Source organism: Haloterrigena sp. KLK7 (genome assembly GCF_037914945.1).
GTDB classification, from domain to species: Archaea; Halobacteriota; Halobacteria; order Halobacteriales; family Natrialbaceae; genus Haloterrigena; species Haloterrigena salinisoli.
Genome location: NZ_CP149788.1, coordinates 156,096 through 174,097, shown reverse-complemented (window position 1 = coordinate 174,097; position 18,002 = coordinate 156,096). Strand labels below are relative to the sequence as shown.

General features: G+C 63.7%; 11 protein-coding genes. 3 read left to right on the top strand and 8 right to left on the bottom strand.

Going from position 1 to position 18,002, the window contains the following annotated elements; genetic code table 11:
• Positions 1-29 precede the first annotated feature (29 nt).
• The 4 genes from WD430_RS19740 to dgoD all read right to left on the bottom strand — a co-directional run bounded on the left by WD430_RS19740 (position 30) and on the right by dgoD (position 5,939).
• A complete protein-coding gene (locus WD430_RS19740; RefSeq protein ID WP_339106148.1) occupies positions 30-1,058 on the bottom strand; it encodes an SGNH/GDSL hydrolase family protein in 1,029 nt (342 codons plus the stop codon).
• Between the two features lie 155 nt (positions 1,059-1,213).
• Positions 1,214-2,365 carry a right-handed parallel beta-helix repeat-containing protein gene (locus WD430_RS19735; protein ID WP_339106147.1) on the bottom strand — a complete coding sequence of 384 codons (1,152 nt, stop codon included), beginning with the start codon at positions 2,363-2,365 and terminating at the stop codon, positions 1,214-1,216.
• Between the two features lie 404 nt (positions 2,366-2,769).
• Entirely contained in the window at positions 2,770-4,197 is a 1,428-nt protein-coding gene (locus WD430_RS19730; RefSeq protein WP_339106146.1) for a glycoside hydrolase family 4, read from the bottom strand.
• 587 nt (positions 4,198-4,784) lie between these two features.
• A complete protein-coding gene (dgoD, locus tag WD430_RS19725) occupies positions 4,785-5,939 on the bottom strand; it encodes a galactonate dehydratase (protein ID WP_339106145.1) in 1,155 nt (384 codons plus the stop codon).
• A 123-nt stretch (positions 5,940-6,062) separates the two neighbouring features.
• Between dgoD and WD430_RS19720 the strand changes: the two genes are divergently transcribed.
• Positions 6,063-6,527, top strand: a complete 465-nt coding sequence (locus WD430_RS19720) for a universal stress protein (RefSeq protein ID WP_339106144.1) — start codon at positions 6,063-6,065, stop codon at positions 6,525-6,527.
• Between the two features lie 102 nt (positions 6,528-6,629).
• Here WD430_RS19720 and WD430_RS19715 read toward each other — a convergent pair whose 3' ends face one another.
• From WD430_RS19715 to WD430_RS19700, 4 genes are all read right to left on the bottom strand, one after another.
• A complete protein-coding gene (locus WD430_RS19715; RefSeq protein ID WP_339106143.1) occupies positions 6,630-8,639 on the bottom strand; it encodes a beta-galactosidase in 2,010 nt (669 codons plus the stop codon).
• A 276-nt stretch (positions 8,640-8,915) separates the two neighbouring features.
• Positions 8,916-10,745, bottom strand: coding sequence for a rhamnogalacturonan lyase (locus WD430_RS19710; protein WP_339106142.1), 1,830 nt, complete (start codon positions 10,743-10,745; stop codon positions 8,916-8,918).
• 467 nt (positions 10,746-11,212) lie between these two features.
• Positions 11,213-13,051, bottom strand: a complete 1,839-nt coding sequence (locus WD430_RS19705) for a rhamnogalacturonan lyase (RefSeq protein ID WP_339106141.1) — start codon at positions 13,049-13,051, stop codon at positions 11,213-11,215.
• A gap of 469 nt (positions 13,052-13,520) precedes the next feature.
• Positions 13,521-15,368: a rhamnogalacturonan lyase gene (locus WD430_RS19700; protein WP_339106140.1), complete on the bottom strand. Its 1,848-nt coding sequence runs from the start codon at positions 15,366-15,368 to the stop codon at positions 13,521-13,523.
• Between the two features lie 452 nt (positions 15,369-15,820).
• Here WD430_RS19700 and WD430_RS19695 point away from each other — a divergent pair, with 452 nt between their 5' ends.
• Positions 15,821-16,045 carry a hypothetical protein gene (locus WD430_RS19695; protein ID WP_339106139.1) on the top strand — a complete coding sequence of 75 codons (225 nt, stop codon included), beginning with the start codon at positions 15,821-15,823 and terminating at the stop codon, positions 16,043-16,045.
• Positions 16,046-16,176: 131 nt separating this feature from the next.
• Positions 16,177-17,946 (top strand): ABC transporter substrate-binding protein, encoded by a 1,770-nt coding sequence (locus WD430_RS19690; RefSeq protein WP_339106138.1) that lies wholly within the window; start codon positions 16,177-16,179, stop codon positions 17,944-17,946.
• Positions 17,947-18,002: the final 56 nt, after the last annotated feature.

Sequence of the window (18,002 nt, the reverse complement as noted above, 5' to 3'; positions counted from 1 at the left end):
GACTCAGCGGCTCGGTACCGTTTCCGGCGTCAGTCCTCGAGCAACGGCTCGAGTTCGGCGGCGAGCGTCTCGCCCATCGTGATCATCGCGTTGTCACCGGGGTGGACCAGATCGGCAGTGAGCCCGCCGATAGTCGGTAGCAGATCAGGACCCTCGAGCAGTGACACGTTCCCGTGGGGCGTTTCGGCGACGATCTCGCGGAGTTCCTCGCGGAACCGCTCGCAGCGTTCGGTCTCCCCGTTGCTCCGACAGACGTCCCGAGAGTGAGGGAAGATGGTGATGGCGACGACAGGCTTCTCGGGGTGGGCGCTCGCCACGCGGTCGATCATTCGCTCGGCACGGTCGCGGAACGCCTCGGGGTCGAACGTACCGATCATGTTCACCGAGATCGCGAGCGTCGCGATATCCCAGTCGTCGCGCTCGGCGATGTGGTCGGTCATCTCGGCGTCGCAGTAGGCGGTGCCACAGGAGCCGAGGTTGATCGGGTCGGCGGCGAGCCGACGGGCCGTCTGGCTGACGTAGGTCAGGTGCTCGGCCAGCGGCGACGCGCCTTCGGTGATCGAGGTACCGTACGCGAGGTAGCGCCGGTCGGGCAGTTCCTCGTCGCGGGGCGGCCGGACGTCGCCCTCGAGCCCGTGATAGGCTATCGGCCCGCTGCGGTGCTCGCCCGATAACTGGATTCGACAGACCCGCGGATCGAACGCGAGGTCCTCGACGGCCGACGGCTCGAGGTCGGCGAGTTTCTCGGGCAGCGAGACCTCGATCGCCGTCGGCTCGGGACCGACGACGACCTCGGTCGAGCCCTGAACCGGGCCCCAGAAGACCCGGACGGTGCTCTCCTCGGCGTTTTCGTTGGGAATTATCGAGAGCGTCACCCTCGCGGTACCGTCGGGAACGAACCGGAGTTCGACGCCCGCGGGATGACGCATTCGCGACTGTGCGCCGTCGTTGAGTTCCGTTCTGACCGTTTCCGGAACGCGCTGCAGTAACTGTCCGTCTCGACCCTCGATCGATCGCACGTCGCCGACGTTGTGAAACTGGATCCCGTCGCGGTGCATAGCGGATACGTTACCCCGTTTTCGTATCAACTATTCGGTGGCTCGAGCCGCGGTCGTTGTTCGTTCTCGCGCTCGTGTGATACGAGCGACGCGTACTGCTCTCAGACCGCTTCGAACGATCAGTCCCCATGGTCTCCGCCGTCGTGTGATCCGTCTTAGCCGCAGTACGAGTTCCCGCTGACGTCCGTATTGTTCGCGTACGTCTCGACTGCTCCGCTGGCGTTGTTACAGAAGTGGTTGTCGACGATCGCGTTCGATTCCGTGTCGGGTCCGGTCTCGTAGACGCCGTACTCGGCGTTGCCCGTGAGCTCGAGGTTGCGGACCGTGACGTCGGACGTGTGCGGATGGGTATCGCTGTCCCGCGAGTCGATGCGGATCCCGCTGCTGCCGGTGTTCGTAACGGTCCCGCCGTCGATGAGTAGATACCGGGTGTCTTGGACGAGGTTCCCGCCGTTGCCGTCGAGGTAGACGTCGTAGATCTCGATGCCCTCGCTCCCGGAGACGGTGAAGATCCCGCGTCCGCAGTCGACGGCGTCGACCCGATTGACGACGATCTCCGGCCCGGCGCCGTTCGCACACCGGAAGCCGGCGTAGCCGCCGCCCTGGTCCGCTCGCGTGGCGTTGACGTAATCGACCGTCGCGTAGGCCGTGTCGTTCAGCAGCAGTCCGCAGCCGCCCGTGTCGACGGTCTCGACGGTGCCGATATCGACGTCGTCGACGCCGTACGTCTCGACCGCGTGGTGCTGGGATCCCTCGACGGAGGCGTACTCGAGCGAGACGTTCTGACTCCGTCCGCCGTCGCTGTCGTCGATCCGAACCCCGATTCCGACGGTCTCGGTGTCCCACAGCGACATGTCGACGGTGCCCAGCTGAACGTCCGAACAGCTCTGGATCCAGATCCCGTAGCGCGGGTTGCCCTCGATGGTAACGTTCTGAATCTCGATCGATTCGACGCTCCGTGCGCGAAACGGAACGATCAGGTCCTCGCCGGTGTCTTCGACGGAGATCGTCCCGTTGTGTTCGATCACGGTGTAGCTCGGCAGATCGACGGCCTTGAGGTCGCCGTCCCACGAGTGGGGACCGACCGATCCGGAATTTTTGACCAGGACCTTCTCCTTCGAGGTTCGACCGGCGGTGAGGCTATCGACGGCCGCCTGAATCGCGTCCATGTGGTCCGGTCCCTCGTAGACCGTTCCGTCGTTCGCGGCGTACCAGGTACCGTCGGTCTGCCAGACCTCGGCGTCGTGGTCGCTCGCCTGCGCGGTACCGATCGCACCCGCTGTCAGCCCCGTCGCTGCGAGTGTCAATGTGCGGCGACGTGTTACGCGCGGAGTCGCAGTGCTCGAGTCGGGACACCCGGTCTCTTCGCTATCGCGTTCTGGCGTGCTACCTTGTGGCATATTTCCATCAGTAGCTATCGAGAACAATATTATTAAACTTTATTTCTAGAATATAATTATTATCCCTTCAGTAAAGCTGTGCCGACTCGATCGTAAACACAACGCTACCGAGCGAGAGGGCTCGTCCCGCTCGATCGATCGAGTGAGGACTCGAGGAATGGGTTTTCCGCGATGACAGTCAGAACGAACACCGACCGAGTGTCGGTTTCGTCGTCTCCAGTCGAACGCCACGGTGGTTCGTCGTCACCGGCTTCGACGACACGGAGAACAGCCGTTGTGGTCTCCAGTTCTGCCCCGCAACCGTCCCGCCGTCAGTCCTCGAGGACGTCGGCGCCCTCCAGATCGTACGCTCGGAGGTAGTCGCGCTCGAGGTCGACGAGTTCGGCGAACAGGTCTCGGGCTTCGTCGCGTTGGACGGAAACTAGCGGTTCGTTGAGGAACGCCTGGAAGGCGAGGTCCAGATCGCCGGCGAAACCGGCCTCGATGAGCGTCTCCTGATTGTGCACGGCCGTCAGTACCATCGACCGCACTTCGCGCGGGAGTTCGCCGGCGGTGATCGGCGCGACGCCGCCGCCGGTGATGACGGCGTTAGTCTCGACGACGGCGCCCGTCGGCAGGTCGGGCGTCTGCCCCCGATTCGGGTGGTTGACGTGCGTCTTGATCGGCTCGAGTCCCTCGAGCGCGCGCATGATATCGACGACCTCCTCGCCGGACTCGGTGAACTCGAACTCCTCGTCGCCGGACAGATATCGTTCCATCTTCGCCGGACCTTCGCTGTCGCCGGTACGGGCGGAACTGGGCGTCAGCCGAACGCCCCAGCGCTGGATCTCCTCGGGCTCGTCGATGTCGAGGTACCAGGGAACGAACTCGGCGAGGTGGCGGTCGCCCGCCGCGCCGAGTAGCCCGAACCGATCGTAGAGATCGAAGGCGATCTGGTGGTGGTTCGTCCAGTAGGACTCGTCGTTCAACTCGCCGGGTTCGAACCCCGGAATCGGTTTCCGTTCCTCGAGTTCGCGGTCGAGGTACTGGAAGAGGTCGTGTCCGTTCCAGTACGCCTCGTCGACCCACGTGAAGTGGTTGATCCCCTTCACGTTCACGTCGATCTCCTCGCGGGCGACGTCCTCGGTGCCGTCGACGTACCGCTCGGCGATGTCGGCCAGCAGTCGCTGCGTTTCGAACACCTCGTGACAGAGCCCGATCGCGTTGATGTCGGGGTACTCCTCGTAGAGCGCCCGCGTACAGACGGTCATCGGGTTCGTGTAGTTGATCACCCACGCGTCGGGGCACTGTTCGCGGACCGTCGCCGCGATCTCGCGGTACTGCGGGATCGCTCGCAACGAGCGCAGGACGCCGCCGGGGCCCACCGTGTCCGCGACGGTCTGGTAAATCCCGTACTCCTGCGGGACGTCGATGTCGTGGACGAACGTCTCCGCGACCGGATCCTGAATCGAGCAGATGACGAAGTCGGCGTCCGCGAGCGCGTCGTCGACGTCCCGATGCGCCTCGAACGTCCACGCTCCGTTGGCGTCCGACCGGTCCGCGAGGCCGTTCGCCAGTCTCGCGTTCTGCTCAGCCGCTTCGTAGTCAACGTCGTAGAGCGATACCGTCCCCGCGAGATCGTCGCACTGGAGCAGGTCGTTGATGAGCGTGTGTGCCCACCCGTGACTGCCGCCACCGATATAGCCGATTTTTATCGACGAACGCGACTGCGACGAAGATCTCTCTTCGAGTCGATGCATACGAACTGTACGGAGATCGGAGTATATAGTAGTTGTGTCGGTTGCGGTTCGGTACCGACGGAATGAGCGCATCGCATCCCCGTTCCCAGACACCACCATGACAATGACACGCATGTGGCGTCCGGTCTTACCGGACGATACCTAAACTCGTCTTTCCGTCCCTGTCTCGGACGAATTCGTTTGCTCGAGCGAAACCGGATCGACCGATCGAAACAATTTACGGCGGTACGACTGTAACAGATGGCCCGGGAACAACTGGTTGGACTATCCTCGCGTCCGGCCATGGCGGACGCCCTCTCGAGAGAACTCGCCGGAGCGAGCCGAGGAGAATCTTCTAACGGCTACGTTCGTCCGTCTCTATCGGTCTCACGGTGATGTCCGGCTAGAGCGGACGCTGGGATGGAACCGCTCGAGAGCCCGAACCGGGACCGACACGAGAACTCGCTGCCGAGTCCAGTGCAGACGCTACCCCGAGGACGATGAGAACGAGCGAGAGAACTCACACCGGCGGACACCGACCGAATACCCGCCGCGTTACACGTGGATTCCCGCGTCTTTAGGCGCGGGGAGATGTCAGTGGCCGTCCGTTACCACTCGGCGACGCTGCCGTCGTCGTGTCGCCAGACGGGGTTGTGCCAGTCGTGGCCGACGTCGGCCTGGTCGCGGACGTGGTCCTCGTCGATCTCGATGCCGAGCCCCGGCTCGTCCGGGATCTGGACGTACCCGTCTTCGTAGTCGAAGACGGACGGATCGGCCAGGTACTCGAGCACGTCGCTGGTCTCGTTGTAGTGGATGTTCAGGCTCTGCTCCTGAATGAACGCGTTGTGAGAGCTGGCGTCTACCTGGAGACAGGAGGCGAGCGCGATCGGACCGAGCGGGCAGTGCGGGGCCATCGCCACGTCGTACGCTTCGGCCATCGCGGCGATCTTTTTGACCTCCGTGATCCCGCCGGCGTGGCTCAGATCGGGCTGAATCACGTCGACGGCCCCGTTCTCGAACACCTGTTTGAAGTCCCACCGGGAGAACATCCGCTCGCCGGTGGCGATCGGGATCGTGGTATGCGACGCGATCTCCGGCAGCGCGTCGTTGTGCTCCGGCAGGACGGGCTCCTCGACGAACATCGGCTCGTGAGGTTCCAGCTTCTCGACGAGCCGCTTCGCCATCGGTTTCGAAACGCGACCGTGGAAGTCGACGCCGATGTCGACCTCGTCGCCGACGGCCTCGCGGACCTCGCGGAGTCGAGTGACCGCGGCCTCGATCGTCGCGGGATCGTCGACGCGCTCGATCTCTTCCGTCGCGTTCATCTTGAGCGCCGTAAAGCCCGCCTCGACCTGCGCTCGAGCCTGTTCGGCCACGTCGGAGGGGCGGTCGCCGCCGATCCACTGATAGACACGGATCCGGTCCCGGGTTGCACCGCCGAGCAGTTCGTGGACCGGAACGCCCAGCCGCTTGCCCTTGATGTCCCAGAGGGCCTGATCGATCCCGGCGATGGCGCTCATCAACACCGGGCCGCCGCGATAGAAGCCGCCGCGGTACATCGCCTGCCAGTGGTCCTCGATCCGGTCCGGATCCTCACCCAGCAGGTAGTTGTCGAGGAGTTCCTCCACCGCGGTCCGAACGGTCTTCGCGCGCCCCTCCACGACCGGTTCGCCCCAGCCGACCGTTCCGTCGGCCGTCTCGAGACGCAGGAAGAGCCATCGCGGCGGGACCTCGAACAGTTCGTAGTCGACGATTTCTGTCATGGTAGCCCTCTTTCCCTCCGTCTCATTTAGTGGTTGCGGGAACTCGATCGGATTCGCCTCCGTCAGCAGTCCAACGACGCGATAGACAGTACACTTATTTCGATGTCTGATCAAAACGGTGGCATGGATAACGCACTGGTCGTCGTCGACGACACCGATATGCATCGAGCGTTGCTCGCGGAAGCCGGACGCCTCGCACACGATACCGGCGCAAAGCTGACCGTCCTCGCGTGGATCACGCCGGATCAGGTCGACGAGACGGCCGACAATCTGGAAGCGATCGAACAGGTAGAGGGAACGTCCTACAGCGAGCCCGAACCGACCGCCACCGCGGCGCAGTTCGCCCGACAGTTCGCGGAGGACGTCTTCGAGTCGTTCGACGAGTCGATCGAGTTCACCGCCGACGGGATCGTTACCACGGAGAATGAGCGCGCCGACGCGATCATCGACACCGCGGAGCGACTCGACTGCGACCACGTCTTCATCGTCGGCCGACGGCGCTCGCCGACCGGGAAGGCGCTGTTCGGCGACGTCGCCCAGCGTATCCTCCTCAACTTCGACGGCACCGTGACGCTGAAAATGGACTGACCGCGCCGGTTCGGGCTCTCCGTAGCGATATAGCGATACAGGGGTCCGACGGCGTCGCGTCGTCTCCGACCGTGATCTCGAGTCCTCGAACCTGGTCTCGAATCACTCTCGAATCCGTACCGAGAGGCCGTCAACCGCGTCGGTCTCGGCGATTGCGAGATCGAACGGGTCGATCTCCGGACCGCCGAGTCGCCACGACGCGTCCCCCTCGAGCGTCACCGCGATCGGATCGCTCCTGAAGTTCAGCACCCAGGTGTGACCGTCGCGCCGGGCGACGCGAACGCCGTCTGGGAGCACCGCCGTACGGCGGACGCCGGCGCGGTCGAGGAGCGAGCCGACGAGCTCGTTCGCGAGGTCGGTCTCGGGCCAGACGCCGCAGTAGACGACGCGTCCATCGCCGACCGCGTTTCGAACGGCCGCCGTTCGTCCGCCTTCGACGTCGTCGCCCGCGTACTCGAGTAGCGGCTCGGCCGCGTCGACGTCGAGCCACTCGGCCCATGTCCGGAACGCGTAGTCAGTATTCGTCTCGTCGGTTCGGCCGACGGTCGGCTCGAACTGCGTCGGAAGCGTCTCGTGCTGGTCGACGCTCGCGCCGACGAGATCCGACAGCGGACCGGGCTGGGGCTCGGGTCGGAGTTTATTGTACTCGTCTTTGACACCCGTCCGCGGGCCGAGCAGCAGTTCGCCGCCGGACTTGACGTACGCAGTCAACCGGTCGGCCAGCGATTCGGTCGCCAGGTGGAGCGTCGGCGCGACGACCGCGTCGTACGACTCGAGGTCGCTTTCGGGATGCACGATGTCTACCTGCACGCCGTGCGCTCGGAGCGCTGCGTAGAACGACTGTAACAGCTGCCAGTAGTCGAAGTCGGGCGCATGGGGCTGTTCGCCGAGCGCCCACGCGTTCTCGTAGTCGTGTAGCAGGGCGACGGGCGCGTCGACGTGGTCGAGGTCGAACAGCTCCTCGGCGGCCCGCGTCGCGTCGTCGTAGCCTCGGTCCGGCGACCCGTCCTGCTTGCGGAGCCCGGCGTGGTACTGCTCCTGACCTTCGAGGCAGCGCCGCCAGCGGAAGTAGACGACGGCGTCGGCACCGTGGGCGGTCGCGTGGTGGGCCCACAGCCGCATCGCCCCCTCCGCGGGCTGGGTCGAATGGGGCGGCCAGTTAACGTCGCCCGGTTGCTGTTCCATCACCCAGAACGGTCGGTCGAGCACGCTTCGGTAGAGGTCGTGGTTGAACGAGAGCAGATCGGGATTCCCCGCGCGGAGCTCGTCGGTCGTCGTCTCGTCGCCGGCCTGCTGGACGTGACCCGTCGGGTACGAGTCCCAGGCGATCAGATCGAGGTCCTCGTCGAAATCGTATGTGTCCACCGACTCGAACAGGTTCATGAAGTTGTGCGTGACGAACCACTCGTCGTTCGCCTCGCGAAGCAGGTCCGCCTGCAGCCGATTGTACTCGACGACGCTGTCGCTCGAGAAGCGGGCGAAATCGAGCATCATCGACGGGTGATCCTGTGCGGGCGTCGGCCGCGGGAGATCGACCTGTTCGAAGTCGTCGTACTGTTGACTCCAGAACGTCGTTCCCCACGCCTCGTTGAGCGCGTCGACGGTCCCGTACTCCTCGCGGACCCAGTCCCGGAACGCGGCGGCGCAGTCGTCGCAGTAACAGCGCGTCGTGCCGTGACAGCCGTACTCGTTGTCGGTCTGCCAGCCGACGACGCGCGGGTCGTCGGCGTAGCGGTCCGCCATCACCCGGACGACGCGTTCGGTCTCCTCACGATAGGCCGCAGAGTTGAAACAGTAGTGGCGCCGGCTCCCGACGTCTCTGACGGTCCCGTCGCGGTCCCGCTGGAGGATCTCGGGCCGTTCCTCGACGAGCCACCGCGGCGGCGCCGCCGTCGGCGTACACAGAACCGCCTGCATCCCGTGCTCGCCGATCAGGCCGACGATCTCGTCGAGCCACTCGAAGTCGAACTCGCCGCGTTCGGGTTCGAGGACCCGCCACGAGAACTCGGCCATGCGGACGTACTCGATCCCAGCGTCGGCCATCTGCCGGATATCCGTCTCCCACCGTTCGCGCGGCCAATGCTCCGGAAAGTAGCACACTCCGATTGACATAGGTGAACGTTCGCACCGACCGTTGTAAACGTTGTCATGCAGGGTGGAGCGTTGTCTCCGGTCGCATTCGTCCGCTCTCGCTCCCGCGATTCAGCAGCCGAGTACTGAACCGCAACACCGCTCGCGATCCTGTCACGCTCCACAACGCTACTCGAGTCTCCGTGTTAGAATCGCTCAGGGGGTGGATCTCGGGATCGAGACCACGAACTCCACCACCTCGTTCTGTCAGACTCTACACTGAACGGCGCCGTAGCGGTCCCACGACGGAACTACCGATCAATCGCGATCCGCTGAGACGGGTTCGATGTCGGGCTTCGGCGGGTCGTCCATCCCGTGCCCGAGGAAGTAACTCGGCCAGGGCGGCTGGTTGTAGCCGGCGTTCTGCCACGCGAGCGCGGTCCGATACTGTGAGTCGTGCAACAGCGTGTACAGCCGGTGATCGGTCTCGTGGGGCGTCGCGTACAGACGCAGCGCTTCGTCGTCCTCTCGGCGCCAGATCACTTCCTCGCGCCAGTCCCCGAGGATGTCGCCCGAGAGACACGGCGTCCCCTTCGAGCCGTTGTTCGACCGCGTGCCGTCGAAGGACTTCAACAGCTCCAGTTCCTCGGTTTCGGGGTTCCACTTCTTGAGCCAGCCGTGGCCGTATCCCTCGTCCCAGCCGAGGAAGTCGTGATCCAGCAGCTCGCGGTGCAGGTCGCCGGTCCACCAGATCCCGAAGTTCATCGAGTTGACGGCGTTCTCATCGATCTGCTCGCCCCGAGCGGACCACAGGCCGATATCGTTGTCGGACAGGGGAATGCCTGCCCACGCTTCGGCACCGTCGTAGTTCGGATCGATATCCGCGATCATCCCTCGGCCGATGTCGCCCTCCGCCTCGACGCCCCACAGTAACTCGCCCGTTTCCGCGTCGCGGAACGTCGCGCCGTACGGTCCCCACTCGTGGGGCATGAAGACCTCGAGTCCGTCTCGACTGGGATCGAAGTCGCTCACGTGGAGTGCGTCGCCGTGATTCCAGCCGGTCGAGTAGAGCCCGGTGCCGTCGTGATCGATGACACACGAGCCGTAGACAACCTCGTCTTTTCCGTCACCGTCGACGTCGGCGGTGGCGAGCTGGTGGTTACCCTGGCCCTCGTACTCCTGGTTTCCGTCGTCGCTATCGAAGATCCAGCGAGTCTCGAGTTCGCCGTCGCGGAAGTCCCAGGCGGCCAGCATCGATTTCTCGTAGTAGCCCCGCGTCATGAGGATACTCGGGCGCTCGCCGTCGAAGTAACCGACGCCGGCGAGGAACCGATCGGCACGGTTGCCGTAGCAGTCGCCCCAGTCGCAGATGTCGCCGCGCGCGGGTTCGAAATCTTCCGTCGCGAGCGCTTCGCCCGTCTCGCCGTCGAAGACGGTGAGATACTCCGGCCCCTCGAGGATGCGACCTTCTTCATTCGCGTAGTCGGCGTCCGGATCTCCGATGACCGTCCCGGTTCCGTCCGTGGCACCGTCGGACGTCCGCACGGCCAGTTCCGCTATCCCGTCGCCGTCGAAGTCGTAGACGGCAAACGGCGTGTAGTGTGCGCCGGCCCGGACGTTCTGCCCGAGATTGATTCGCCAGAGGTGCTCGCCCTCGATCGTGTACCCGTCGATCAGGACGTCGCTCGTGTGCCCCTCGTGGGCGTTGTCCTTCGCGTTCGACGGCGTCCACTTCTGGACGATGTCGAGCGTTCCGTCGCCCGTGAGGTCGGCTACGCTCGCGTCGTTCGCGTGGTACGTGACCGTTTCGCCGTCCTCGCCTTCGACCGGGTCGGGCTTGTTCAGCGGGATCTCCTTGTACTGCTCGTCCCACACCTCGACCGACTCCGACATGCCGGGTTTCCGGCCGCCGCCTTTCCTGCCGCTGGCTCGACCGTTTCCGACCGCTCGAACCGCGTACGTCGAGTCCGTCGTTCCCTCGGGATCGAGGTAATTCGTGCTGTCGGTGATCGGTTTGTTATTCACTCGTTCACCGTCGCGATACACGTGGAATCCCAGATCGGCGGGCTCGGTCCCGAGCAGTCGCCAGCGGACGAGTACCCCGTCTTCCGCCGGAACGGCCACGAGTCCCCGGTCGAGTGCCTCCATCTGCCGTGTCGACCCGTTCTTCTCGCTGTCGTTTCCGTTTCCGGCGGCGGATCGGCCGTTCCGACCGCTGGCGGTCGCTGCACCGCTAGTTGCGAGCGCTGCCGTCCCGGCCGCCACTCCGCTCAGAATCTCGCGTCGGTACCGTCGCAGTCGTGTCTCATTCGTGTCTGGATTAGTCATTGTCTTTCACACCGCATCTTCTCCGTCCAGATCGCGCTATATAAATATTTTTGACAGTGAATATAGCTTACCGTAGATACTATCCGGGACAGTATTAACGTCGATTTCGCTGGCAGCCGACCTCGGGACCCGCGCACTAGACTCGAGCGAGTCGCGGCCGCGGACTCGAATCGCCGATAGCCGAACGGGACCGAGCTGCTGGTCCCACGCTTTCATGTCCCGCACTGGCTACTTAGACGCGTGACGTTGGCTGCCGGTAGATCGTGATGCGAGGATACGCGTCCCACTCAGTCATCGTCGGCGGAGACGAGTTCGATGTCGGGTTTCGGCGGCTCGTCCATCCCGTGTCCGAGGAAGTAACTCGGCCACGGCGGCTGATTGTAGCCGGCGTTCTGCCGCGCGATTCCAGTCCGGTACTGCGGGTCGTGCAACAGCGTGTGCAGTCGGTGGTCGGTCTCGTGGGGCGTCGCGTACAAGCGCAGCGCCTCGCTGTCTTCGGTCCGCCAGATCACTTCCTCGCGCCAGTCGCCTACGATGTCTCCCGAGAGACACGGATTGCCCTTCGACGAGTTGTTCGAGCGAGTTCCCTCGAAGGATTTCAGGAGATCCAGTTCCTGGGTCTCGGGGTTCCACTTCTTGATCCACCCGACGCCGTACCCCGCGTCCCAGCCGAGGAAATCGTGATCCAGCAGTTCCCGGTGCAGGTCGCCCGTCCACCAGACTGCGGAGTTGATCGAGTCGACGCTGGCCCCGTCGATCTGCTCGCCGTGAGCGGTCCACGTGCCGAGTCCGCCGTCGGACAGGGGGATCCCCGCCCACGCTTCCGCACCGTCGTAGTTCGGATCAATGTCGGCGATCAGCCCCCTGCCGATGTCTCCCTCACCTTCCTTGCCCCACAGTAACTCGCCCGTGCCGGCGTCGCGGAACGTCGCGCCGTACGGTCCCCACTCGTGGGGCATGAAGACCTCGAGTCCGTCTCGACTGGGATCGAAGTCGCCAACGTGGAGGGCGTCGCCGTGGTTCCACCCGGTCGAGTACAGCCCGGTGCCGTCGTGGTCGATGACCGCGGCACCGTAGACGATCTCGTCCTTCCCGTCGCCGTCGACGTCGGCGGTGGCGAGCTGGTGGTTTCCCTGTCCCTCGTACTCCTCGTTGCCATCGTCGCTGTCGAAGATCCAGCGGGTCTCGAGGTCGCCGTCGCGGAAATCCCACGCGGCCAGCATCGACTTCTCGTAGTAGCCCCGCGTCATGAGAATGCTCGGTCGCTCGCCGTCGAGGTAGGCGACGCCGGCCAGGAATCGATCGACGCGATTCCCGTAGCAGTCGCCCCAGTCGCAGACATCTCCGCGCGCAGGCTCGAAGTCCTTCGTCGCGAGCGCCTCGCCCGTCTCGCCATCGAAGACGGTGAGATACTCCGGTCCCTCGAGGACGTATCCCTCCTCGTTCGTGTAGTCGGCGTCGGGGTCCCCGATGACCGTCCCGGTTCCGTCCGTAGCACCGTCGGACGTCCGCACGGCCAGTTCCGCCGTCCCGTCACCGTCGAAGTCGTAGACGACGAACGGCGTATAGTGGGGTCCAGCCCGGATGTTCTGTCCGAGGTTGATACGCCAGAGGTGCTCACCCTCGATCGTATATCCGTCGAGCAGGACGTCGCTCCTATGACCTGGCAGGTTGTCCCCCGCATTCGATGGCGTCCACTTCTGGACGATATCGAGCGTGCCGTCGCCGGTGAGGTCGCCGACGCTCGCGTCGTTCGCGTGGTACGTGACCGTCTCCCCGTTCTCACCCTCGACCGGGTCGGGTTTGTTTAACGGGATCTCCTTGTACTGGTTCTCCCATACTTCGACGGCCTCCGACATGCCCGGTTTGCGGTTACCACGGTTTCCGCCGTGTTCCCTTCCGCCGGCCCGTCCGTTGCCCACCGGTCGAACCGCGTACGTCGACTCCCTCGTGCCCTCGGGATCGAGGAAGTTCGTGCTGTCGGTGATCGGCTTATTGTTCACCCGCTCACCGTCGCGGAACACGTGGAATCCCAGATCGGCTGGTTCAGTCCCGAGCAGTCGCCAGCGGACGAGTACTCCGTCTTCCACCGGAACGGCCACGAGGCCTCGGTCGAGTGCCTCCATCTGACGCGTCGAGTCGCTCTTCTCGTCGCCGTTTCCGTTCCCGACGGCAGACCGGCCGTTTCGACCCGCGGCAGTCGTCGCACCGCTAGTTGCGAACACTGCTGTCCCGGCCGCTACTCCACTCAGAATCTCGCGTCGATACCGTCGAAGCCGTGTCTTATTCGTGTCTGGATTAGTCATTGTCTTTCACACCGCACCTTCTCCGTCCAGATCACTCTATATAAATATTTTCTATTATAAATACAGTTGCCATAGGTATTATGCGAGCCGGTATTAACACCGCTTTTGCCGACAACCAACTTCGGGATCACTCGCACTACTCTCGAGAGCGAGTCGCAGCGGTAGCCCTTGATCGTCGATACCTGAACGGGGACCGAGCCGATGGTCCCACGCCTTGTGTGCCGTCCCGGCTACTCAGGCGCGTGACGTCGGATGTCGGTAGATCGTGACGCTACGGTACGCGTCCCGCTCAGTCATCGTCGGCGGAGACGAGTTCGATATTGGGTTTCGGCGGGTCGTCCATCCCGTGACCGAGGAAGTAACTCGGCCACGGCGGTTGGTTGTAGATCACGTTCTGCCACGAGAGCGCCACCCGGTACTGCGGGTCGTGCAACAGCGTGTACAGCCGATGGTCGGTTTCGTGGGGTGTCGCGTACAGACGCAGCGCCTCGCTGTCGTCGGTCCGCCAGATCACTTCTTCGCGCCAGTCGCCGAGGATATCTCCGGAGAAACACGGCGTCCCCTTCGAGCCATTGTTCGACCGCGTGCCGTCGAAGGACTTCAGCAGCTCGAGTTCCTCGGTTTCGGGGCTCCACTTCTTGATCCAGCCGTGGCCGTATCCTCCCTCGTCGTAGCCGAGGAAGTCGTGGTCCAGCAGCTCCCGGTGCAGGTCACCGGTCCACCAGATCCCGAAGTTCATCGAGTTGACGGCGTTCTCATTGATCTGCTCGCCCTGAGCGGACCACAAGCCGATATCGTTGTCGGACAGGGGAATGCCCGCCCACGCTTCGGCACCGTCGTAGTTCGGATCGATGTCCGCGATCATGGCTCGGCCGATGTCTGCGTCCCCGTCGCCCTCGCTCCAGAGCAACTCGCCCGTTCCGGCGTCGCGGAGCGTCGCTCCGTATGTCCCGTACTCGTGGGGCTGGAAGACCTCGAGGCCCTCTCGGTCCGGGACGAAATCGCTCACGTGAAGGGCGTCGCCGTGACCCCAGCCGGTCGAGTACAGTCCGGTGCCGTCGTGGTCGACGACCATCGCGCCGTAGACGATCTCGTCCTTCCCGTCGCCGTCGACGTCGGCGATGGAGAGTTGGTGGTTGCCCTGCCCCTCGTACTCCTCGTTGCCGTCGTCGCTGTCGAAGATCCAGCGGAGTTCGAGGTCGCCGTCGCGGAAGTCCCACGCGGCCAGCATCGTCTTCTCGTAGTAGCCGCGACCCATGACGAGGCTCGGTCGCTCGCCGTCGAGGTAGGCGGGCGTCGGGAGGAAATGATTAACGCGATGGCCGTAGCAGTCGCCCCAGTCACAGACGTCTCCGCGTGCGGGCTCGAAGTCTTCCGTCGCGAGGGCTTCGCCCGTTTCCCCGTCGAAGACGGTGAGATACTCCGGCCCCTCGAGGATCCGTCCGTCCTCGGTTGCGTGGTCAGCGTCCGGATCACCGATAACCGTCCCAGTTCCGTCAGTGGCACCGTCGGACGTCCGCATCGCCACTTCCGCCGTCCCGTCGGCGTCGAAGTCGTAGACGGCGAACGACGTGTATGCCGGCCCGGCCTGAATGTTCTGCCCGAGATTGATTCGCCAGAGGTGTTCGCCCTCGATCGTGTACCCGTCGATCAGGACATCGCTCGTATATCCGTCGAGCGGGTTTACCTTCGAGTCCGATGGAGTCCACTTCAGGACGATGTCGAGCGTCCCGTCGCCGGTGAGGTCGCCGACGCTCGCGTCGTTCGCGTGGTACGTGACGGTCTCCCCGTCCTCACCCTCGACCGGATCGGGCTTGTTCAGCGGGATCTCCTTGTACTGGTTGTCCCACACCTCGACGGACTTCGACATGCCCGGTTTGCGGTCACCACGGTTTCCGTCGTGTTTCCTTCCGCCAGCCCGACCGTTTCCGACCGCTCGAACCGCGTACGTCGAGTCCGTCGTTCCCTCGGGATCGAGGAGGTTCGTGCTGTCGGTGATCGGTTTATCGTTCACTCGCTCACCGTCGCGGAACACGTGGAATCCCAGGTCGGCGGGGTCGGTCCCGAACAGTCGCCAGCGGACGAGTACCCCGTCTTCCACCGGAACGGCCACGAGGCCCCGGTCGAGCGATTCCATCTGTCGCGTATACTCGCTCGTCTCGGTACTGCCTCTGTTTCCGCCGGCGGACCGGTGAGTCCGATCGCCAGGGGTTGCCACACCGACGCCGCTGGCCGTGATCGCCGTCGTTCCGGCTGCTATCCCGCTCAGCAACTCGCGTCGGTATCGTCGATATCGTGGATTATTCGAATCTGAATCAGTCATTATCGATCACACTACAGTTCCTCAATTTATCATCTGTTATTAGAAGTTTATGCCGAGAAGCGCATTCTGCAATTCCTCTCGTGTTCGAGGCGTCTCCAAATCTCGAGTGTGACTGACCGTAGCGTCGCCGTCCGGTCATACACGTCCCCGGAACTGAACCGTCTCAGAGCGCCATTCGACGGACTCGTCTCTCGGTCGAGCGTGAGTCCCGTGCTACTGTACCACACAGTAACACTTGTATCGGACGAGCGAAAACAGGGCCTGATATGGCAGAGGAAACCCTCGTCGACGCGTTCTGTCGGTTCCGTCATCACTACCGGTTGCTGTTTATGGTCTCGCTGCTATCGCTGATCGTCCTCGGCGCCGCCTTGGGGGTCATCGAGCGGGGGACCGGAACGTACGTCATTACGATCGTCCAGCTCGTGACGTTCGCCGTGATCGGCGCCTTCTCGTTCGGAATGATGGTCGTCTGTGCGCGACGCGCCGATTGACGGCGACCGCTCGGGCGATCGGAGCCGCGTTCTCGCAGTCCGCTTCGATCGAACGGGCTCCGAGCGCGCCGTCACCTGGTACTAGTCAAAAAATACATATAGATAGATAGCAATGGTGGAATCGTAGTCATATGAGACACAATCACACTCGGGTGAATAGACGGCAGTTTATCGGCGCGAGCGCTGGCACGGTCGCCGCCACGCTCGCGGGCTGTCTCGGGGGCAGCAGCAACTCGACGGAGTTCGTTACGGCGTTTGCAGGCGGCCGCCAGCCGACGCAGGTCCACTTCAATCCGTGGAACGCGTCGGACTACGCACAGACCTACAGCATCTACTGGCTCCAGGGGACGGTCGTGACACACGCCGACGGGACCGTGTCGACCGAGTTCTTCGAGGATCTCAGCGTCGACGGTCGGGAGGTCACGCTCGAGTTCTCGGACGAGTGGAGCTTCTGGAACGGCAACGACATCACTGCCGAGGACTATCTCATCGAACAGGAGATCTGGCGCTACCAAGATCCGGAGGCCTCGCCGATCGAAGGCCACGAACTGGTCGACGATTACACCGTCAAGCGGATCTACAAGGACGATATCTCGCCGACGATCGCGAAATCGAACGCGGGCGCCGGGACATCTGCACCCAAGTCGGTCTTCCGCGAGTACTACGAGCGCTACGAGGACGCCACCACGGCGAGCGAGCGGGAGGCCGTGACCGATGACCTCCTCCAGATGACGATCGACACCCAGGAGTTCGTCGACGAGGGGTACGGAAGCTCGCTGTTCAAGATCGAGGACTTCAATTCCTCCGAGACGCTGGCGACCAAATGGGAGGATCACCCGTGGTCGGACCGGACGGACATCGAGCAGATCCGCGTAAAGCCCACTGAGGGGACCCAAGTCGAGCAACTCGAGAAGAGCGACGAGCTCGACATGACCCAGTACATCACCGAGAATCAGCGCTCGGACTACCCCGACAACATCGAGAACATTTACGAGCTAGACCACTACAGCTGCCGGAAGTACATCCTGAACTGGAACAACAAGCACCTCGCGCGGCGGCCGGTCCGGCGGGCGATCATCTCCGCGATCGACATCCCCTCGATCGTCGACGCCGCGAACCAGACCGGGTTGATGGCGAGTCCGACGCAGGTCCAGACGGGGATCCGAGCGTCCATCGAGGAGAAGTACCTCGGCGAGGACTTCGTCGATAACCTCATCGACTACCCCGTCGAGGCTGACGAGGAGACGGCCGTCGAGTACATGCAGGAGGCCGGCTACTCCAGGGAGGGCGGCGAGTGGATCGGTCCCGACGGCGACGCGACCGACTTCACCGCCATCACGCAGGCGGGCGTCAGGAAGTCCCAGCCGATGAAGGTCCTCACCGACCACCTCAGCGAGTTCGGCTTCAACGTAGAGATGGAGGCCGTCGGGCAAGACTACTACTCCCGGGTTCAGGAGTGGGAGTTCGACATCGCCTGGATGTGGCACGTCGCGCTGCCGTACTGGCATCCCGTGGCGTACTTCTCGAACGACTTCTACGGCCTGCTGGCCGGCGACGTCAACAGCGACAGCGACACCGGTCCGACCGGCGTGCCGTTCTCGCTTGAGATTCCCGGGGAAGTCGGCGCGACGGAGGTCGGGAGCAACGGCGAGGAGATCAACCCGGCCCAGCTCATGGTCGACCTCGAGGGAGCGTCCTCCGAGGAGGAAACGATCGAGATCACGCGAACCCTCGCCCAGTGGGTCAACTTCGATCTGCCCGTGATCGTCCACCTACAGGAGAAACGCGGGTTCGCTGGCGACACCGAGAACTTCGACTTCCCGAGCGAGGACGAGTTCCGGATGGATCGTTCCAATCCGGGGCCGAACGCGCTGCTGAACGGCCATATTTCGGTCAACTGAGTCCGTCTGAACTCGATGGAACTCGAACGAGGGCAGACGTCGCTCGGAACTCGTCC